This window comes from Ruegeria sp. BB10 (assembly GCF_056535725.1).
In genome coordinates this window covers 1-18,450 of record NZ_JBQFIW010000001.1, presented here as the reverse complement: position 1 = coordinate 18,450, position 18,450 = coordinate 1, and the positions used below count along the sequence as shown (strand labels likewise).

Genomic DNA, 18,450 nt, shown 5'->3' with positions numbered 1-18,450 from the left:
AAACTCAAGCAGGAGGCTGATATGCCCAACGAACTTATAATCCGGGGGGTGCCCCGCTCACTTGCCCATGATGGCTGGTGGCTGGCCAGTGAAAGTGGCACGTCGGTTGACCCAACGCCCCCGCCTGCGACCCCGGGAAACGTGCTGGACGGCGTCCGAAGGTTTCCGCGGGTTACTGCACTGATCCTGCTTGTTCTGCTGGGCGATCTACTGTTCTGGGGCCACAAACCCGGGCTCTCACTGGCCCTTTTCGCTTGGTGCATCTTTGCTGCCGTCTGGGTGAAAAAGCCCACCCGCTCAAAACTACTGGTGCCCGCAGTTGTGTTGATGCTGGCCACCTGCCCTTGATAGAACATGTCCAGCTTTTGTCGGTGACCTTCCTGATCGCGGGGCTGCTCAGCGCGATCGTGTTGCAAATCCACCAGAGGTCAAATACCGCAAGCTCTTTCCTGGCTGGCCGGTGGAGTCTTGCGCCTGATCAAAAGGGTTCCGACTGCCGGCCTGAAGGAATGCGCAACGCACGTTCGGGGATGGCGCCGTAAACCGGTAGCACATGGCGAAACCGGCCGTTCAATAGTTCATGTATTCATCCGCAACTGGGCCTTTCCGTTGGGTGGCTTCTTCGTGCTTGGGGCGTTGCTGATCAGTGCTAATCCGGTGTTGGAACATGCTTTGGTCCGAGTGCTTAAGGTCGATTTCGACCTGTTTGTGCTGATCCGCCGGATCGCGTTCTGGGGCGGGCTGGCCTTGTTGATCTGGCCGTTCCTGACAGCCCCCGCGCCGGATGCGCCTATGGCAGCTCCCACCCTAAGCTGGAACATGTCACGCCTATTGAATGCCGGATCGGTTTTCAGGGCATTGGTTCTGTTCAACCTCATGTTGGCGGCGCAGAGCATCATGGACATCTCGATCCTGTTCGGCGCCGCCGCCCTGCCCGAAGGTATGAGCCACGCCACATATGCCCATCGCGGCGCTTACCCCCTGCTGATGACGGCCTTGCTGGCTGGGGCCTTCGCACTGGCGGCGCGCCCCTTTCTTGGGCAAAGCCCAGCGTTGAAACCCTTGTTGCTTGTGTGGCTGGCGCAGAACGTTTTGCTGACCTTGTCCGCAGCGTTCCGGTTGGACTTGTATATCGACGCGTTTGGCCTGACTTACCTACGGATCTACGCGCTGATCTGGATGGGATTGGTGGCAATTGGGTTGGCCATGGTGGCCTGGCAGGTGCAAAGGGGGCGTTCGTCTGTCTGGTTGATGCTGCGGGTCACTATGTTGAGCGTGGGAACCTTCTATATCTGTGCGTTCATCAATTTCGCTGCGCTGATTGCGGCGGATACATTGTCGCGTGCTGCAGATTCGGATACTGCGACCCGGACCGACTGGATCTATCTGTGTGGCTTGGGGCACTCGGCCTCCAAGGCAATTTCTACCCAGATCGCCAAACAGCCGATCATGCACATTCCCGACTGGGCGCAAAGCTGTGTGCATCCTGCCCCAACCCATCCGAACTGGCGCGAATGGGACTTTCGCACTGCACGTGTGAATGGCTATCTTACAGCGAACTCCAAAGGCGAGGCGCAATGAAAATCCTGTTGGTTGACGATGATCCCCGCCTGCGCGATCTGGCTGGTCTGGCGTTGGAACGCGCCGGCTTTCAGGTGATCGCCGCCAGCGATGGCCAGATGGCCGTGACCCACGCCGCCCGCGAAGCACCGGATCTGATCGTCCTGGATATTGGCCTGCCCGAGATGGACGGGTTCGAGGTCTGCCGCCGCATCCGCGCCCGATCCGAGGTTCCAATCCTGTTCCTGACCGCGCGCGATGATGAGATTGACCGGATACTGGGCCTGGAAATGGGCGCGGATGACTATGTCACCAAACCCTTCAGCCCGCGTGAGCTGGTGGCGCGGGTGCGCGCGATCCTGAAACGTGCATCCAGGTCGCGATCCAGTCCGACCTTGACCCATGGGCGGATCACGCTGGACCCAGGCGCGCATGTCTGCAGGTTGGACGGAAACGCCATATCGCTGACCGCGACCGAGTTCACTTTGCTGGCCACGCTGGTCGAACGTCCCAGTCAGGTACACACCCGCGCGCAGCTGATACAGGCGGTCTGGGGGGCGTTGTCGCAAGTCTCGGACCGTACTCTGGACAGCCATCTACGCAACTTGCGGGGTAAGCTGGCGCAGGCCGGTTGCACTGGGGTGATCGAAACTGTGCATGGTGTCGGCATCCGCATTCAGGACACCGCGGCATGAGGCGCAAGTGGCGCCCCAGCCTTGCCTTCGTGCTGGGCGGCGCCCTATGCGGCACATTGCTGTTGTCCCTGACCGGGCTGGTTGCGTTTCGGTATCTGGGACCGGAACTGGGCTATCGCAATGCCGCCGTTTTGCTGGCGGTGATCATCACGGCGGCCACGGCTGTTCTAGGCTGGTTGTTGGTGCGGCTATTGCTGCGACCGATTTTTGCGCTGGAACGTTTTGCCACGCAGGTTGTTCGGCACCCCGCCGATCCCCTCTCGCCGCCCTCACGTTTTGGCACTCAAGAGCTTGGCACCACCGCCCAGCGCGTCATCGACATGGCCGAAACCCTGCGCAACCGTGAAACCACTATCCGCAGTTTCTCGGACCATGTCACGCATGAGTTGAAGACGCCTGTTGCAACACTTAGGGTAGCGACGGAATTACTGCGCGATGATGACACGCTATCGGCTGAAAACCTGAGGCTGGTGGACCAGATTGCCGGCGCGGGCGTGCAGATGGAACAGCAGATCGACGCCATGCGTCAGGTAGCCCGCGCGCGCGAGTCGCGTCATGAGGGGGTGACCTGTCTGAACGCCGTGCAAGACGCATTGTGCCGCGATTTTCCCACTCTCGAAATGCGTTTTGACGGCGGCGATCTAATTATCCCGATTGGTTCCAATGGCTTGCTGGTCGTGTTGCGCCAATTGCTCGGCAACGCGCAAGAACATGGCGCGCAGGTTGTGACCCTGTCGGCAACAGGAGACGATACCGAAGTGATCCTGCGGTTTAGCGATGATGGGCCAGGAATTTCCTCCGGCAATGCAGCGCGGGTATTTGATCCGTTCTTTACCACCAAACGCGATCAGGGCGGGACTGGTATGGGGCTGTCCATCGTGCGCAATACACTGCGGGCACATGGTGCGGATATCTCGTTACTACCGACACATGACGGCGCTGCTTTTTCGATCTGTTTCTCGACCAAATAGGCGCAGATCATTCCCAGGATCAGTCAGTTTTCTCGACGGTGCTAGTCGATCCAATCTGATGCGCCCCTGAAGGTCACGCTCAGATAAGATTAGGTTTCAGTCTCGTTTTCTTCGTGGCGCGCACGCCGCAGATCATTGATCATCGCCTTGGCAAGCGAGACACACATCAGCAACAAGACCACGCTAAAAGGCAGCGCACCAATGATCATGGAATTGGTCAATGCCTCAAGCCCACCGCCCCCGGCCATCAGCAGCGTTCCAATCACCAGCGTCAGCAACCCGCCCCACAAAACACGGTGCATGACCCCGGTTTTCTCGGCCCCGCCGGACATAATCGTGTTCATCACCAGAATGCCGGAATCCGCAGACGTGACCAGAAAGGTCATGGTCAGCACCACGCACATAAAACTGATGATTACCAGCAGATGTCCCGAGATCATCTCGCTGAGCGTCACAAATAGCGTCGCCGTGGTCGAGGCCGCGAGAATGGCGCCATCGGCGTCTCCGTTCAGTTCCAGATCAATGGCCGAGCCGCCCAGAATGGTCATCCAGGCAAAACAAACCAAAGACGGTGCAACCACTGCGCCAAGGATGAATTCGCGCACTGTGCGCCCACGCGAGATGCGGGCCAGAAACAGACCGACAAAAGGGGAAAAGGCAATCCACCACGCCCAATAGAAGGTCGTCCAGCCCGATTGCCAGCCGAACAGCCGCCCCGGTGTACCTGCATCATAGGCGGCCTGCTTTGTCGTGTCAGGCAGGTCGGCCACGTCCCCGCTTAACCCTGCCAAAAAGCTGTCACGCGTGTCCCAGGCATCAGTAGCGCCGGGAAACAGCTCGGCCACGAAGGGGCGGCTTCAGGTGGCAGGCTGCGGCATACGCGGATTGGGACATCGGGGAATGGGCCTGAAGGCTGAGCGGTATAAAATTGACGATATAGTCCACCAATGCCTGCCCATAGATCCTGATCGCAAAGAAAACGAGCCAAAGAAAATGAACACCGCCAGAAGAATCAGCGACAGGATCAGATTAAGGTTCGAAGGTATTTCACCCTCGCCCCACGCCGGACACTGCCGAAAGGGTCGACATCATCATGACCAACGCCAGCGCCGCAATCAGACCCGCGGTCGAGGGTTTCATGACCCCTTCCATCAACCACTGCGCACTGGTGATCAGGAAGGCGCCGTCGACAAGCTGCGACACCCGTACCCGATGGTCACCGCCACCCCGAGGATGGTCGCCACCACGCCCAATATGTCGATCACGTGGCCCGCAACCCCGTTGGAATACTCGCCCAACAGCGGCGTCAGCGCCGTTCTGATCGTCAGAGGCATGTCGCGAGTATAGGCGTAATAGGCTAAGCTCAACCCTGTCACCACGTAGATGGCCCAAGCGTGGAAACCTGTATGCAGAAAGGTATAGCGATAGGCACCCTGAATCGCCTCGGCGCTTTCGGGCGACCTCACCAGACATGGTAAGCGGATTTGATTCCCACAGGCCCAACGGTTCGGCCGTAGCATACACCATCAACCCAACGCCCAGCCCGGCCCCGAACATCATCGAAAACCATGAGAAGTTGGTGAATTCGGGCCGCTCATCATCACCCCCCAACCGCATACGCCCGGTGGCAGGAAGGAGAGCAACCACAAACAGAAAGAAGGCAAACAACGCGACCGAGAGGTTGTAGAAGACGTTAAACTCGCTCAGCAGCCCGGATTTCCACGATCTCAGCGTGTCATTCGCATTCAGCGGCCAGACCAACGCCCATAGCACCAGCAACGAGACCGTGATCTTGCTGACCAGCGCAATCGGCAGGTTGTAGCCCTTGTAAAACCCGCTGTCCTGCCGTTCGATTTTAAGATCCGTAAAGGGGTCTTGCAGCGACATTTTGCGTGGGCCCACCTCGGTTTCCGTGCCGTTCAGCATCCGAGAAACCCGGAAGACTGCAACAATTTTCAGGTCTTGCGGGAACTACTCGTTGGCAGTTCGCAACCCAGACAGCCATTCCCGAACGGTCTGAAATGCCGCATACAGCACCGGGATCATAAGCAGACCCAGCGTGCTGTCCATGATCATGCCAAACAGTACCGGATACCCCACCGAGACCCGCGCCGCCGCCCCGCCCCGCTGGACAGAACCAGAGGCATAACCCCACGATGAAACATAGGCCCGTCATCGTCACCGGCCGGAACCGGATTTCAGCCGCCTTTAAGGCCGCGTCCTTAATGCTGGCCCCGCTTTCACGTTGCTGATTGGCAAATCGACCACCATGATCGCCTTTTCGCGGCCAACCCGATTAGCAGCACCATCCCCACCTGCGCAAAGATATTGCTGGTCAGGAACGGTAATACCACCAATGGGATCAACGCGCCCAACAGGGCAAAGACCGCCGACGTGATGATCGACAGCGGCAGAATCCAGCTTTCATACAGCACCACAAGAAACAGATAAGCCAAGACCAGCGCCGACAGCATGATGAAGGGCACAAGCCCCTGTGCCTTCACCTCTTGCTGGGTGACACCCGACCAGTCGATCCGAAACCCGTCAGGCAGCGTCTTGTCGGCAATCGCCTGCATCGCGATGATTCCGTCGCCCGAACTGACCCCTTCGGCCAATTGCGCACTGACCGAGGCCGCCGTGAACAGGTTGTAGCGCGGGATCGTGTCCGGTGCGAGGACCGGTTCGCTGCTGACGAAATTGCGCACGGGCAGCGAGTCTCCGGCGCTGTTTTTGACATAGATGTTATCCACGTCATCCAGCGTCTGACGGAATTCGGCATCGGCTGAAATCACCACCCAATAGACGCGCTCGTCCAGTATGAAGTTGTCCACGAAGTACGAGCTAAGATTGGCCTGCAACGCGGTAAAGATATCCGCCACGCTGACGCCTAGCGTCTCGGCACGGTCTCGGTCGATGGACAGCTTGTATTGCGGGCTTTGGGCCGAGAAATCGCCATGTGCACGCGAAAACTCGGGCGCGGCATTCAGGGCGGTTACAAAGCCGTTCATTACCGCATCCAATTGTGCCCCGTCGCCTTTGCCCAGATCCAGCAGTTGGACCGAGATACCCCCCGTCGAGCCCAACCCGTGAATGGTTGGAAAGGGAAACACGTATGAGACCCCCTCTGACAATGTCGCCAGCTGTCGTTCAAGCCCATGCATGATGGCGTACCACTGCAAATCCGGACTGGTGCGTTGATCCCATGGGGTGAGCGTAACAATGGCCATGCCCACATTCGAACGCCCCCCGGCCAGCATGGAATGACCCGAGACCGTTGTGACCGCTGCAACCCCTGGCGTCTGTTCGATCAGCTTACCCACCTGCGCCATGAAGGCCTGGGTGCGCTGTAACGAGGCCCCGTCCGGCAGTTCCATCGACGCCATCAGAACGCCGTTGTCTTCCTGCGGAATCAGGCCGGTGGGCACAGTTTTGAACAGATACACCGTCACGCCGACGGCCCCGGCAAACACCAGCAGCGACACCGCCATATAACGCAGCATCAGCGCCACAAGGCGCAGGTATGGCGCCGTAGCCAGACAATCACTGCCGGAACAATCGCCAGCGGACCGATGGGCCTGCTGTCAGTTTTCAGCATCATCGCGCACAAGACCGGTGCCAACGTCAGGGCGTTCACCGCAGACAGGACAAAGGCAAAGATGATCGTCAGCGCGAACTGGAAATAGATCGTCCCCGTCACGCCCGGAAAGAAGCACACCGGCACGAACACGGCTGCCAGAACAAAGGTCGTCGCCACGATCGGCCGGTTGACCTGAGACATCGCCTTCAGGGTCGCCGCACGCGGGTCCAGCCCCTCATCCCGCAGGATACGTTCGGCGTTCTCGATGATGATGATCGCGTCATCCACCACCAGGGTAATGGCCAGAACCAAAGCGAACAGTGTGATCATATTGGCGCTGAACCCGATGGCATAAATCAGCGCCACAGCACCCAGTAGCGACACCGGGATGGCGATGGCCGGTACGATGGTTGCACGCAGGCTGGCCAGAAACAGAAAGGTCACCGCAATCACCAGCCCCGCCGTCAGGGCCAGCGTCGTCATGATATCGCGGATCGAAACACGCACCGCGTCAGTAACGTCATAGGTGATCTCATACGACACGCCCTTGGGAAATTTCGCCGACAGATCCTTCATCAAAGCGCGCAGTGAGTCTGAAATCTCAAGCGCGTTGGCGGCGCTTTCCTGATAGACGGCGATAGTGGCCGAGTCCTTGCCGTTCAGCTTGGTCGACCCGGAATATGTGGCCGCGCCCAGCTCGATCCGAGCGATGTCCTCAAGCCGCGTGACTGACCCGTCGGGGTTCGAGGCGACAATGATCCGCCCAAATTCCTCGGCATCGCGCAGCAGCCCTCAGCCCGCAGCTTAAACTGGAAATCGGTTCGTCCCTCGGCAATGGCGGAGCCCCGACCTGTCCGGCGGCGGCGATGACGTTCTGATCCTCGATGGCGTCGGCAACCTCGGACGCGGTGATATTCAACGCGGCCATACGCACCGGATTGATCCAGACCCGCATGCTGTATTCCAGCTGACCGAATTGCGACACCGTCCCTACCCCCGGCAATCGCTGCAACGGGTCGTGCAGGAAATCAGCACCGAAATTGCTGAGAAACAGCTCATCCCGCGATCCATCGGGCGAGGTCAGGTTGATCACCACAATCATGTTGCCTGACCGCTTGGTAACCTCGACCCCTTGCTGCAATACGGCCGAGGGCAGTTCGGAACTGGCCAGCGCCACGCGGTTTTGCACCTCAACAGCCGCCACGTCGGGGTCAGTGCCTAGCTCAAAGGACACGTTCAGCATATAGGTGCCGTCATTCGAGCTTTTGGACGACAGCGATAACATGCCCGGAATGCCGTTCACACGCTCTTCGATGGGGGTGGCGACGGATTCAAGAATGACCTGCGCGTCCGCCCCCGGGTAAGACGTATCCACATAGATCTGCGGCGGCGTGATATGCGGGTATTCGGTAATCGGGATCAGGCGTACACAGACCGCGCCGAACAGAACCATCAGGATCGCAATCACGGCTGCAAAATGCGGCCTGTCGATGAAGTAGCGTGCGATCAAACCTGCCCCTAACCCTGACTGTCTACTGCTTTCACGACCAGCCCGTCATGTATCTTCTGAAGTCCCTGTACCACCACACGGTCGCCTTCGCTCAGCCCGGATACCACCTGAGTGCGGGTCGCGGTCTGAGTGCCGATCTCGATATTCTGCCGGTGGGTTTTGCCGTCACTGTCGACCGAAAACACGAAATAACCCTGCTTGTCGAACTGCACAGCGTTGCGCGGAACGGTCAGCACTTTGGGCTCCTCTGAACGGCCAAACCCACGGTCACGAATTGACCGGGGATCAGCACGCCGTCAGGGTTGGCGAAACTGGCGCGCAGCTCAATCGTGTCGGTGTTCTGGCTGACGCTGTCGCCCACGAATATGACTTCGCCCGTGGAGGCATAGGTTTTCCCATCCGCCAGTTTGATGTTTGTGGTCAGCTTGATATCGTCTGGCGTGATGCGCCCTTTGCGGCGTTCTTGCAGCAAGACCGGCTCGCTGATGTAAAAACTCACCAGCATCGGATCAACGCTGTTAACCGTTGCCAAAACTCCGGTATCGGAGCTTACCAAATTGCCCGCATCCACCGCTGACAATCCGATGCGCCCATCAATGGGACTGAGGATTTCCGTGTAATCCAAATCAATCTGCGCGATTTTCAGATCGGCCCTCGCCTCATCCACCGCAGCCTGCCCTGCGGCATAGGTTGCCAATGCCGTGTCCAAAACAGCCTGTGGGACATCGCCCTTATCGAACAGAGCCTGCTGACGATCCAGCGCCGCTTTGTCGGTCTGCGCGCTGGCCAGCGCGCTTTTCAGCGCTGCCTGTGCGCTGTCCACACTGGCCGCGTATTTCTTCTTTTCGATGCGAAACAGCACATCCCCTTTGGCGACTGTCCCGCCTTCGGTAAAATTGACTTCTTCCAGAAACCCTTCGACACGGGCCTGCAGATCGACGCTTTGATCCGCCACGACCCGGCCAACAAACTGGGCCTTTTTCTGCAAATCCTCCAACGTCACCGGCGCGACGGTCACACTTGGCGGCGGCGCGTCGGACTGGGCCGCTGCCGGGCCCGGCAGAAACAGGGGGATCAATGCGCAAACAAACAGCTTGGTAGGGTTCATCAAGGACCCCCGGTAGTTTGTGATCCCTTCACTATCCCTGCATCCCCCACACGGTGCAACGGTTTTCTGACTGTCACGGCGCACGCATTTCCCTGCTATATCAATCCCTTTGATACAGGGCTTGCCTGTCGCTGGTTCTTGGGATTTTCTGACGCCAACCACCAATCAAAAGGCCGGGCCTTCATGAAACTTGAATTCCATCACATCAACTTTGTCTCGGACGATGTTGAGCGGTTGCACCGTTTCTACACTCAGGTTCTGGGGTTGGCCGATATCCCGATCGAGAATTTTCCTCGGCCCGATGAGACCGACGACAAGGGCTATAGCGGCAAGATCCGCTTTGCCACCGACGGGGCCATACAGATGCATCTGGCCGAAAAGAACCTCGACGTCGCGTTCAAACATGGTAAGACTATCAACCCTGTCGAACGCGGCCACATCGCGTTTCGCACCGATGATATCGAGGCGTTCAAAAAGCTGCTCGATGACAACGGCATTCCGTATTCGGACTATGGCACCGCATTCGCGAAAGAGTGGCACCAACTGTTCTTCTACGACCCCGAGGGCAATATCATCGAGGTTCATCAAGCGGTTTAGCCAGCATCGGAGGTATTGATTGAAACAGGCCGTATTGGTTGTCGACGTCCAACCCAGCTTTGACCCGCCTGATTGGCTGGTCGAACGCAGCCGTCTGTTGGCGACCAAATTCCCCTCGGTCGCTACCGTTGAACGCCATGACGAGGACAAAGTTCCCTTTTTTCGACAAATTGGGTGGAAGCCACGTTCTGTCGACGAAAGCCTTGTTCAGGCAGATCATATTGTCCTGAAATACGGCTACAGCCCGCCCCCGGAAGTCATCGCACAATTTCAAAGCTGGAAAGTCGACCGTGTGCTGGTCTGTGGCATCCAGGCCGACACCTGCGTTCTTGCCGCAGGGTTCGCCCTATTTGACGCGGGCCTGCAACCGACCATAATTGCCGATACGGTTGTTGGGTCTTCGCTTGATCGCAGCGGTAAGCTGGGCGTGGACCTGTGGCAGCATCATTTTGGCCAGGTGATTGATAGGCACTCTGATATTTTGTGACGTCGCAATCTCTGTCCGCATCAGAGAGGAGAGCTATTGTGACCTCGAACCCCATTTTAAGAAAAACAGCCTTTGCCATTTTTGTGGCCATCCCTTGTGCAGCATATGCAGAAGGCTTTTCACTGACCGGCCAATACGAAGGGCGCTATGCCTGTGACAGCACCACGGGTGGCGTGCCCTCAAGCTGGTCCGACCCCATGAGTGCCGGGATCGTTCAGGACGGAGACCGCATATCCATCGACCTGCGATACACGGACAAACAAGAGCTTGGGGCTGAATACTCGCTTTATACCGGATCAGTTGTTCTGAACCCCGAGGGCACCTTGGTCAGCGGCTATTTCGAAGCCTGCGGCGGCACTTTCCCGTCGAAAGAACTTGCACGGTTTTTTCCCGCTGCTGCAAACACGCCATTCAGTTTTTCGGTGACCAGTGTTTGGGCTTCGGATCAGGTGCCAAACCTGCCAGGCCTAACTGTTCAAACCTGCACCTGGAGCCTGCAGCGCGTGTCCACGGAAACACCCACAGTCAGGCCGTGCGAGACGGCGGCTCAATAAAGAAATTTCCAATCTGGACCTATTCCTTAAGTCCAGATGTTTAAATTGATCCAAAAGACCCATATAGCCGCAATCTTATAAATTAACCGTGTTGAACAGCGACAATTCCCTGTCAGGCCCCAATCAAACTGGATGGTCCCGATGAATTTTATTCTACGCGGTAGCCTGGTTACGCAAATCATCATCGGTCTGGTAGCCGGTGCCCTTCTCGCCACCCTCTGGCCCGCTGCTGGTTCAGCCGTCGGTCTGCTGGGTGATTTCTTTGTCGACGCGCTAAAGCCGTTGCCCCGTTCTGGTGCTGATCCTTGTCTGCGCCGCAATCACCAACCACAAGAAAGACAGCCAGGCCCGCATGGGGCCGGTGGTGATGTTATACATTCTCGGCACGTTTGCCGCTGCACTAGTGCAGGGCGCAAGTTTCCTGTTCCCCGTCTCTTTGCACCTGACCGGCACGCCCGAGCTTTGGACGCCCCGGACGGGCTGGCAGAGGTGGTCAAGAACATCCTGTTGAAGATCGTGGACAATCCGGTGAACGCGCTGGCGCAGGCCAACTATATCGGCATTCTCGCCTGGGCCATCGGCCTTGGACTGGTTTTCCGCCACGCCAGCGACTCGACCAAGACCCTGATGTCCGATCTGGATGGCGCGATCACCAAGATCGTGGCTGCAATCATCCGGGTTGCACCCATTGGTATTTTTGGCATCGTGGCCTCGACCATTGCTGAAACCGGCTTTGAAACGGTTGCCAGCCAGCTGCTGTTGCTGCTGATTGGCTGCATGGCGTTCATGGCGCTGGTTGTGAACCCGCTAATCGTGTTCCTGCGCATTCGTAAGAACCCCTATCCGCTGGTCTTCACCTGCTTGAAGGATCCGGGATCACCGCGTTCTTCATGCGCAGCTCGGCCGCCAATATTCCGGTCAACATGGAGCTGTGCCGCCGCATGAATCTGGATGAAGAGACCTATTCGGTCACCATCCCCATCGGCGCCACAATCAACATGGCCGGTGCCGCCATCACCATCACGGTGATGACACTGGCGACCGTGCACACCATGGGAATTCAGGTCGATTTCTTCTCGGCTCTGTTCCTAAGCATCATCGCTTCGGTTGCAGCCACCGGCGCGTCGGGCGTCGCGGGCGGGTCTCTGTTGCTGATCCCAATGGCCGCCAGCCTGTTCGGTATCGACAACGCAACGGCCATGCAGGTGGTCAGCATCGGGTTCATTATCGGTGTTCTTCAGGACTCGGCGGAAACCGGTCTGAACTCGTCCACCGACGTGCTGTTCACGGCGGCAGGATCGTACAAGCAAGGCGATCCCTATCCCCGCAAACTGCCGATGGAGCAGGTCGCCGCCTAAGCGGTCCTGATCCCACCCCACAACCGTCAGGTTTACTCGGCGGTTGTGAGTCTGCACTACCCCAACCGGCGGCGCGCATTGCCGAAGTTAGATCCCGTACAGGACCTGGATCGGCAAATACCCTGGTTTTCAACGCCTCCAACGGAAAGTTTGGCCAGGTCCTGGCGTATAATTCGGCCAGTCTGCGTGCCTCACCCTGATCACCGTTTTTCCAATGCGCGGCCATCAGATAGGCAGTTGAAATTGGCCCGAATGGGCCGCCGCGCGCGATCGTATTCTCATAGGTTCGGATTGAGCCCGCATAGTCGCCGGTGTGAAACTGCGCCGCACCCAGCGCGTTTCCGGCAACCGACCCACCACCATCTTCAGCCAGCGCCTGATAATGCTGTGCCTGTGAAAGTACGCGTTCAAAGTCAGAAGTATAAAGCGATATCAGGGCGTCAAATTCCGCAATATGTGGATCATTGGGGGCCAGCTTGGTTGCCCTGTGAGTCGACTGACGGCCTGATCGAAATTGCCGGCAGCGAACTCAGACCATGCTCTGGCAGACAAAGCCCAGGGCGCATCCGGGGCCAGTTCAAGTGCATGGGCACTATTCTTATCGGCAGCTGCAAGCAACTCCTCTGCGACAGGATCGTAGAACTGCAAAATGGCAAGCATGGTTTCCACCTGCGCAGCCCTGCATAGCCGTAATACAGCGGGTCCCGCTGTATAGCCGTTTCAAACACCATCAGAGCCGGGCGGAGCCGTTGTAAATCCACAACCGGAAAAATCAGGTCCTGACCAGCGCTACACAGGTTCATCGCCTCGACCCGGGTCGGAGAAACATCGTAGATCGTGGATTGATCGCCGGTGGTCGGTGGCGCATTGCGGCCGCTCAGATGCGTGGTTGCCACATAACCGCCAAGGCCCAGCAGAACCGCTCCGGTTACCGCTCCGACCAGCAGCAGGTTGCGCTTACCTCCAACCTCGGCCGCACCCGACCGAAACTCTGGCGCGTAGCTGCCGACGGGCAAGGTGATGACCACCGGGTCCGACGCGCCTTGCCCCCCGTAATACGCCTTAAGTTTGCGCCGAACGCGACCCGCGTCGACACGCACGACCCCTTCGCGTCGGGACAAGTCATCGGTGCTGTAACCATAGACGTCCATGGCAATCGTCTTGGCGCGGATTTCATCCGTGCGTCCGGCAAGCGCCTCGGTCACGACATAGGTCAGAAATGACTGCATCCGCGCCGAACCCTTGAAATCCTTCGACGCAAGAACCCGATCAAGCGCCGACTGGATCTGTTCCTTTGGGAACGATCCTGCATCCCTCTGCGTGGTATCGTCGGTTGCGGCAGTCAAGAACTATCCTTTCAAGGTAAGGACTTGGCGGCATTCTGCTACGGTAGCATGCGGTTTAATACGTTCAAGACATATTCTTGGACAGGCATGTTTGAATGGCGAATCCAGCGGATGCCGTTACAATGACAGATGATGACTTCTTTGCAGCACAGTTTCCCGGCGCGGCACATCAATTGCAGGCTTTGCGCGCGCGGGACAAGGAGTTTAACCAAATCTGCGCCGATTACCACGAGGTACTCCGCGAGTTGGCGCTTGCCCCGCGATCCGCAGGTGGAACGCAGACCCGTTACCTCGCGGATCTGGCCGAAAGTGTCTCGGACCTGCGAAGCAGTATTGAAAAACGGCTGCACGCCCCTGACCGCACAAATGAGTGAAAGGTTGACCATGAAACTCTGTACCCTTCTGCCCCTGCTGATCCTGACCGCCAGCCCGGCCATTGCTCAGGACACCCCGATCATTCACGATGGTGAGTTCGAATACCTGCGCGCGCAGTTCGGCACTGCCTGGGACGCACAGGATGTTGAAATTGACGCCAAGCTTGCCGAAATCCGCGATGCGAATGGCGGCCAACCACCCAATTTCCTTTACATCCTGATTGATGACGTGAGCTTTGGTCAGATGGGCGACCGCAAGATGAACTACGTCATGGGGATCGAGACACCGAACATCAACCAGCTGGCAACCGAGGGTCTGTCGCTGATGCGAATGTATACAGAACCCTCCTGCACACCCACACGCACGGCAATGCTGACGGGCCGCCATCCGGTGCGAGCCGGGGTGGAAGAGGTCAAGGTGGCGCTGGTGGGCGAGGGTCTTCCGGCCTCAGAAGTCACTCTCCCTGAAATCCTGAAACAAGCGGGCTATAACACCGCCCATGTCGGTAAATGGCATCAGGGCGATATCGAACAATCCTACCCCCACAATCAGGGGTTCGACTGGGCCGCCTTCCCCTGCACCAACAAGTACAGCTGAGCCTCATGACCCCGAGGCGATGCGGTCCAATGCCATGCTCGGCTATGTACCCGAAGGACAGAACAATCAGTTCCTTCTGGACGCGGTTCAAACCCTACGGTCTGGTCACAGGTGTCGAGGCCGAGGCGGGGGGCGTGGCCCGCGAAGTCGACATGGCGGCGGGCGAGGTTTGGACCCAGGACAAATACGAAGACATGAACCTGCGCTATCAGCAGCAAGCTCTGGAACAACTTCAGCGCGTTGCAGCTGAAGATGCGCCGTTCTTCCTGCAATACTGGCCGCTATACCCGCTAAATTTTGTCTATCCCGATCAGGCGATTTCACGCAACGGGGGCTTTCACGCGGACAAGCTTCAATTGCTGGACGGCTGGATCGGTGATCTGCTGGCCGCGCTGGAAGAAACCGGCGAAGCCGACAACACAATCGTCGTCCTGATGGCCGACAATGGCCTGATGTATCACTACGAGGGCACCTCAGGCCTGAACCAGTTGATCTATCGCGGTGGCAAGACCCAGCATCTTGAGGGCGGTGTGCGCACCGATGCCTTCATCCGCTGGCCCAACGTCGTCGAAGCCAACAGTGCAGCCGGCGATATCTTTCACGTCTCTGATATATACACCACCATGGCCAGGATCGCGGGAGCGACGGACTATATCCCGCGCGATCGTGTAATTGACGGCATCGACCAGACCGCCCTTTTGCTGAACGGCGAAGGCCACGGACGGCGCGATTATGTCTATGTTTACGAGGGGCCGGTCCTACGGTCTGTGGTCAAGCAAGAGTTCAAGATGCACCTGCCTGCCCCGGACAACCTGGCGCTGGCGCACCGACCTACAACATCTATCGCGACCCGCGCGAACAACACCCGCTGGTGGGGTATTCCCTTTGGGCCGGGGCCTCGTTTCAGGACATGGTCAAACGCCATCAGAAAATGATCGCCAAATACCCGCATTCCGAGATTGGCACTGGCCTGCCCTATGAAGGGATCGAAAACCTGCGTCCGGAATCGGAACTGGCGCGCGAAACCTTCATGAGCTGGCAATGAGGTAAACCGTAGAATTTTAGAAATAAACATCATAATGTTTCAATGTGAGAATGCCTCGGCAGCCATAGGCCAAGAGAACATCTTGCATACAAGGGGAGTAAGGAATGAAACTGGGATGGTTAATCACCTTGTCAGGTCTTGTGGCCACATCGGCATTGGCGCAGGAAACCCCATTCAGCACGACGCCGAATTTTACGTTCTGCAAGCCCAGCACGCCGAGCAATGGGCACAGGATGATGCTGTAAACGAAGCATTGGCCGCGTTTAGGGACCGCAACGGCGGCAACCCTCCAAACATTGTCAGCGTGCTGATCGATGATATGGGCTTCGGCGACATGGGCATCCCCGAACTGAACGCGGTGCGGGGATATGAAACGCCAAATATCAACGACTTTTCGGATCAGGCTATGCGGATGGTGCGCATGTACACCGAACCTTCCTGCACGCCGACCCGCGTGGCGCAGATGACCGGACGGTTGCCGGTGCGCATGGGTATGGGCGACACGACGGTGGACATTGCCGGGTTTGGATTGCCTGGGGCCGAGGTCACCTTGGCCGAAGTTTTGAAACAGGCGGGCTATGCGACCAGCCATGTCGGCAAATGGCACATGGGCGATATCGCCGAAAGCTGGGCAATGAACCAGGGGTTTGACTATGCCCAGCATGCCATTCACCAGCAAGGCCAACTGACCATCTTCAATGATGACGCGATTAAAGAGCAGGTCTCGGTCGCGATCCGCGACTATGACGACAAATACACGCTGGACGGCTGGTTCCGGCCGGACTCTGCCGCGATGATGACGGTCATCGAAGGGGAAACCGGCGGCCCGATCCGCGAAATCCGCATGGAAACGGGTGAGCGCTGGAACGCCGCGAAATACGATGAGATGAACCAAGCCTTCAGGACAAAACCCTGTCTGAACTTGAGCGTTTGGCCGGCGATGAAGAACCTTTCTTTCTCCAATATTGGCCAATGATCTCCGGATAACACGCGTGCTGGTCGTGACGGACCCAAGCGCCAACGGCGGGCTGTATGTGGACAAGATGCAGTTGCTGGATCAGTGGCTTGCGACCTATTCGCCAAAGTGGACGAGCTTGGGCTAACTGAGAACACCATCATTGTCGTAATGGGCGACAATGGCCATTTCACCGTATTCTCCGCAATCAGGGTTCACCCCAATGATCTTCCGCGGTGGAAAAGCTGACACGACAGAAGGTGGTGTTCGTGTTGATGCCTTTATTCGCTGGCCGGGAATGATTGAAGAAGACGCATTGTTGAACAGCATTGTTCATGTCTCTGACATGTACACAACGTTTGCGCGGTTTGCTGGTGCGGAAGAGTTCATCTCGCGACCGGCTTGTCGATGGTGTGGACCAGTCGGCCGCACTTCTTTGCCGATGAATCCAGCACGCCGGGATCACGTGATCATCTACTCGGTCGCCAAGCCCGAAGCTATCGTCAAAGATCAGCTCAAGCTCAAGCTGCCGGGACCCGGTGAAAGCCCGATTGTTGCCAAGTTTTTCGACCTATATCGCGACACGCGTGAGGAGTATTCGGTGTCGACCGTTGGTGCCTGGGGTGGACAGGAGTTCGTTCGATTCCGGGCGCCACAATGCGCGAAAGGAAAATTCCCGGATACTCCTCCGGCCACGGTGTTCCGTACGAGGGCATCGACAACATCCGCCCCGAGACACAGCAAGCGGTTGAAGCGTTCCCGGTCAAACGCCAATCGTCACAACAATAAGCTTAGACTGCCCGCAGTATTTCCGCGGGCGGCCTTTTCAACTGACAGCAGGTAAGGCGATGGCTGGAAACATAATCTTCGCACTTGGCATAGTGGTGTCGCTTGGGATCGGCTTTGTCTACTTCCGCGATCTGGGTGACATCTCGCAAATGCTGTTGAAGGTGAAGCGCGAGAATATGGTGCGGTTCATCCGGCATGAATACCGCCTGATCGGTATCGGGTTGGGCGCATTTGCCGTCTCCACGCTGACCTTTCTCTTTTTGGGTGGCGGGTCGTTCTGGTTGTGGGCTTTGTCTGCGTTGCTGGTGCTGTTCTTTTACGGCTTCCCTTTTGTCTGGGTGCATCTGGGCCTGCGTAACCAGTTGAACGACGCGGCCTTCTTTCCGATCAGCGAGGCCCGCAAATATGTCGGCCCAACCGCGCCGGTCATTGTGATGGATCACAACGGCCATGCCCGCGCGCACCTGGATGCACAGATCATGCGACCTCATCTGGCCGGTGACGTCGATGGGTTGGGCGGTGAAGATGTGGTGATGACCTATTGCGCAATGGCCAACCTCGGCCAGGATACACCCCACGGATCGAGGCAAGCGGCTGACCTTGAGGTGCTGGCCCAGCACGGCAACAACCTGATCCTGCGCGACAATGAATCGGCGAACCGATCCAGCACATCTATGGCTTCCGCGAGGCTGACCGCGACCCGAACGCAGATGGGCTCGCCTGCCCCCTGCGCCCCGAGGCGCAGATGAAGCCCTGGCCGACCTACCGGATGACGTTCCGAGGATTCCAAAAGGCCTTTCCCGACGGCGAAGTCTTTCTGAACAAACCCTCGTCCAATCCTCTGCTGCGGCTGCTGGACATGGTGACCGAAATCACCTTTGGCTGGGGCATCGGCCGCCAGCATCAGGAAGAAGCACCCGTGATGG

General features: G+C 57.9%; 22 protein-coding genes and 2 pseudogenes. 16 read left to right on the top strand and 8 right to left on the bottom strand.

The window, feature by feature from the left end; all coding sequences use genetic code 11:
- The first annotated feature begins 21 nt into the window (after nt 1-21).
- From ACR3EP_RS00120 to ACR3EP_RS00105, 4 genes are all read left to right on the top strand, one after another.
- Nucleotides 22-348 (top strand): hypothetical protein, encoded by a 327-nt coding sequence (locus ACR3EP_RS00120; RefSeq protein WP_480635733.1) that lies wholly within the window; start codon nt 22-24, stop codon nt 346-348.
- A 120-nt stretch (nt 349-468) separates the two neighbouring features.
- Nucleotides 469-1,581 carry a DUF4153 domain-containing protein gene (locus tag ACR3EP_RS00115; protein ID WP_480635731.1) on the top strand — a complete coding sequence of 371 codons (1,113 nt, stop codon included), beginning with the start codon at nt 469-471 and terminating at the stop codon, nt 1,579-1,581.
- On the top strand, nt 1,578-2,255 hold the full coding sequence (locus ACR3EP_RS00110) for a response regulator transcription factor (protein ID WP_170552636.1): 678 nt from the start codon (nt 1,578-1,580) through the stop codon (nt 2,253-2,255). Before ACR3EP_RS00115 ends, ACR3EP_RS00110 begins: the two co-directional genes overlap by 4 nt.
- Nucleotides 2,252-3,226 carry a sensor histidine kinase gene (locus ACR3EP_RS00105; protein WP_480635729.1) on the top strand — a complete coding sequence of 325 codons (975 nt, stop codon included), beginning with the start codon at nt 2,252-2,254 and terminating at the stop codon, nt 3,224-3,226. Before ACR3EP_RS00110 ends, ACR3EP_RS00105 begins: the two co-directional genes overlap by 4 nt.
- Nucleotides 3,227-3,315: 89 nt before the next feature.
- On the opposite strand, the pseudogene ACR3EP_RS00100 reads toward ACR3EP_RS00105, so the two are convergent.
- From ACR3EP_RS00100 to ACR3EP_RS00070, 7 genes and pseudogenes are all read right to left on the bottom strand, one after another.
- A pseudogene (locus ACR3EP_RS00100) lies at nt 3,316-5,113 on the bottom strand (BCCT family transporter).
- A gap of 84 nt (nt 5,114-5,197) precedes the next feature.
- A complete protein-coding gene (locus ACR3EP_RS00095; RefSeq protein ID WP_480635727.1) occupies nt 5,198-5,326 on the bottom strand; it encodes a hypothetical protein in 129 nt (42 codons plus the stop codon).
- A gap of 140 nt (nt 5,327-5,466) precedes the next feature.
- Entirely contained in the window at nt 5,467-6,726 is a 1,260-nt protein-coding gene (locus ACR3EP_RS00090; protein ID WP_480635726.1) for an efflux RND transporter permease subunit, read from the bottom strand.
- On the bottom strand, nt 6,726-7,559 hold the full coding sequence (locus ACR3EP_RS00085; RefSeq protein WP_480638981.1) for an efflux RND transporter permease subunit: 834 nt from the start codon (nt 7,557-7,559) through the stop codon (nt 6,726-6,728). Before ACR3EP_RS00085 ends, ACR3EP_RS00090 begins: the two co-directional genes overlap by 1 nt.
- Nucleotides 7,519-8,313 (bottom strand): efflux RND transporter permease subunit, encoded by a 795-nt coding sequence (locus tag ACR3EP_RS00080; protein ID WP_480635724.1) that lies wholly within the window; start codon nt 8,311-8,313, stop codon nt 7,519-7,521. The genes ACR3EP_RS00085 and ACR3EP_RS00080 overlap by 41 nt, the downstream gene beginning before the upstream one ends.
- Nucleotides 8,314-8,321: 8 nt before the next feature.
- On the bottom strand, nt 8,322-8,549 hold the full coding sequence (locus tag ACR3EP_RS00075; RefSeq protein WP_480635723.1) for a permuted SH3 domain-containing protein: 228 nt from the start codon (nt 8,547-8,549) through the stop codon (nt 8,322-8,324).
- Nucleotides 8,543-9,421, bottom strand: coding sequence for an efflux RND transporter periplasmic adaptor subunit (locus ACR3EP_RS00070; RefSeq protein WP_480635722.1), 879 nt, complete (start codon nt 9,419-9,421; stop codon nt 8,543-8,545). The genes ACR3EP_RS00075 and ACR3EP_RS00070 overlap by 7 nt, the downstream gene beginning before the upstream one ends.
- Nucleotides 9,422-9,604: 183 nt before the next feature.
- Here ACR3EP_RS00070 and ACR3EP_RS00065 point away from each other — a divergent pair, with 183 nt between their 5' ends.
- The 5 genes from ACR3EP_RS00065 to ACR3EP_RS00045 all read left to right on the top strand — a co-directional run bounded on the left by ACR3EP_RS00065 (nt 9,605) and on the right by ACR3EP_RS00045 (nt 12,417).
- Nucleotides 9,605-10,018 carry a VOC family protein gene (locus ACR3EP_RS00065; RefSeq protein ID WP_480635720.1) on the top strand — a complete coding sequence of 138 codons (414 nt, stop codon included), beginning with the start codon at nt 9,605-9,607 and terminating at the stop codon, nt 10,016-10,018.
- A gap of 19 nt (nt 10,019-10,037) precedes the next feature.
- Nucleotides 10,038-10,505 (top strand): cysteine hydrolase family protein, encoded by a 468-nt coding sequence (locus ACR3EP_RS00060; protein WP_170377932.1) that lies wholly within the window; start codon nt 10,038-10,040, stop codon nt 10,503-10,505.
- Nucleotides 10,506-10,543: 38 nt separating this feature from the next.
- Nucleotides 10,544-11,059 carry a hypothetical protein gene (locus tag ACR3EP_RS00055; protein ID WP_170350942.1) on the top strand — a complete coding sequence of 172 codons (516 nt, stop codon included), beginning with the start codon at nt 10,544-10,546 and terminating at the stop codon, nt 11,057-11,059.
- 141 nt (nt 11,060-11,200) lie between these two features.
- Complete coding sequence (locus ACR3EP_RS00050; RefSeq protein WP_480635718.1) at nt 11,201-12,004, top strand: cation:dicarboxylate symporter family transporter; 804 nt, start codon at nt 11,201-11,203, stop codon at nt 12,002-12,004.
- The gene (locus ACR3EP_RS00045; protein ID WP_480635716.1) at nt 11,950-12,417 is read left to right on the top strand and encodes a cation:dicarboxylate symporter family transporter; all 468 of its coding nucleotides are present in this window, start codon (nt 11,950-11,952) and stop codon (nt 12,415-12,417) included. Before ACR3EP_RS00050 ends, ACR3EP_RS00045 begins: the two co-directional genes overlap by 55 nt.
- Nucleotides 12,418-12,878: 461 nt before the next feature.
- Here ACR3EP_RS00045 and ACR3EP_RS00040 read toward each other — a convergent pair whose 3' ends face one another.
- A complete protein-coding gene (locus ACR3EP_RS00040; RefSeq protein WP_480635715.1) occupies nt 12,879-13,763 on the bottom strand; it encodes a hypothetical protein in 885 nt (294 codons plus the stop codon).
- A 122-nt stretch (nt 13,764-13,885) separates the two neighbouring features.
- Here ACR3EP_RS00040 and ACR3EP_RS00035 point away from each other — a divergent pair, with 122 nt between their 5' ends.
- The 7 genes and pseudogenes from ACR3EP_RS00035 to ACR3EP_RS00005 form a co-directional block, all read left to right on the top strand.
- Nucleotides 13,886-14,137 carry a hypothetical protein gene (locus ACR3EP_RS00035; RefSeq protein WP_480635713.1) on the top strand — a complete coding sequence of 84 codons (252 nt, stop codon included), beginning with the start codon at nt 13,886-13,888 and terminating at the stop codon, nt 14,135-14,137.
- 10 nt (nt 14,138-14,147) lie between these two features.
- Nucleotides 14,148-14,735 (top strand): sulfatase-like hydrolase/transferase, encoded by a 588-nt coding sequence (locus tag ACR3EP_RS00030; protein WP_480635712.1) that lies wholly within the window; start codon nt 14,148-14,150, stop codon nt 14,733-14,735.
- Nucleotides 14,736-14,764: 29 nt separating this feature from the next.
- Entirely contained in the window at nt 14,765-15,670 is a 906-nt protein-coding gene (locus tag ACR3EP_RS00025) for a sulfatase-like hydrolase/transferase (RefSeq protein WP_480635710.1), read from the top strand.
- Nucleotides 15,671-15,895: 225 nt separating this feature from the next.
- Nucleotides 15,896-16,756 carry a sulfatase-like hydrolase/transferase gene (locus ACR3EP_RS00020; RefSeq protein WP_480635709.1) on the top strand — a complete coding sequence of 287 codons (861 nt, stop codon included), beginning with the start codon at nt 15,896-15,898 and terminating at the stop codon, nt 16,754-16,756.
- Between the two features lie 160 nt (nt 16,757-16,916).
- Nucleotides 16,917-17,579 (top strand): hypothetical protein, encoded by a 663-nt coding sequence (locus ACR3EP_RS00015; RefSeq protein ID WP_480635707.1) that lies wholly within the window; start codon nt 16,917-16,919, stop codon nt 17,577-17,579.
- 4 nt (nt 17,580-17,583) lie between these two features.
- Nucleotides 17,584-18,273: a DUF3179 domain-containing (seleno)protein gene (locus ACR3EP_RS00010; protein ID WP_480635705.1), complete on the top strand. Its 690-nt coding sequence runs from the start codon at nt 17,584-17,586 to the stop codon at nt 18,271-18,273.
- Nucleotides 18,270-18,450, top strand: a pseudogene (locus ACR3EP_RS00005) (DUF3179 domain-containing (seleno)protein); the annotation flags it as partial. The gene ACR3EP_RS00010 and the pseudogene ACR3EP_RS00005, both read left to right, overlap by 4 nt.

Bases quoted from the DNA above. Each gene is read 5' to 3' on its own strand.
- ACR3EP_RS00030 (WP_480635712.1), top strand. From the start codon at position 14,148: ATGAAACTCTGTACCCTTCTGCCCCTGCTGATCCTGACCGCCAGCCCG.
- ACR3EP_RS00025 (WP_480635710.1), top strand. From the start codon at position 14,765: ATGCCATGCTCGGCTATGTACCCGAAGGACAGAACAATCAGTTCCTTC.
- ACR3EP_RS00120 (WP_480635733.1), top strand. From the start codon at position 22: ATGCCCAACGAACTTATAATCCGGGGGGTGCCCCGCTCACTTGCCCAT.
- ACR3EP_RS00105 (WP_480635729.1), top strand. From the start codon at position 2,252: ATGAGGCGCAAGTGGCGCCCCAGCCTTGCCTTCGTGCTGGGCGGCGCC.
- ACR3EP_RS00110 (WP_170552636.1), top strand. From the start codon at position 1,578: ATGAAAATCCTGTTGGTTGACGATGATCCCCGCCTGCGCGATCTGGCT.
- ACR3EP_RS00045 (WP_480635716.1), top strand. From the start codon at position 11,950: ATGCGCAGCTCGGCCGCCAATATTCCGGTCAACATGGAGCTGTGCCGC.
- ACR3EP_RS00015 (WP_480635707.1), top strand. From the start codon at position 16,917: ATGGCCATTTCACCGTATTCTCCGCAATCAGGGTTCACCCCAATGATC.
- ACR3EP_RS00050 (WP_480635718.1), top strand. From the start codon at position 11,201: ATGAATTTTATTCTACGCGGTAGCCTGGTTACGCAAATCATCATCGGT.
- ACR3EP_RS00020 (WP_480635709.1), top strand. From the start codon at position 15,896: ATGGTTAATCACCTTGTCAGGTCTTGTGGCCACATCGGCATTGGCGCA.
- ACR3EP_RS00010 (WP_480635705.1), top strand. From the start codon at position 17,584: ATGGCTGGAAACATAATCTTCGCACTTGGCATAGTGGTGTCGCTTGGG.
- ACR3EP_RS00065 (WP_480635720.1), top strand. From the start codon at position 9,605: ATGAAACTTGAATTCCATCACATCAACTTTGTCTCGGACGATGTTGAG.
- ACR3EP_RS00090 (WP_480635726.1), bottom strand. From the start codon at position 6,726: ATGCTGCGTTATATGGCGGTGTCGCTGCTGGTGTTTGCCGGGGCCGTC.
- ACR3EP_RS00035 (WP_480635713.1), top strand. From the start codon at position 13,886: ATGACAGATGATGACTTCTTTGCAGCACAGTTTCCCGGCGCGGCACAT.
- ACR3EP_RS00070 (WP_480635722.1), bottom strand. From the start codon at position 9,421: ATGAACCCTACCAAGCTGTTTGTTTGCGCATTGATCCCCCTGTTTCTG.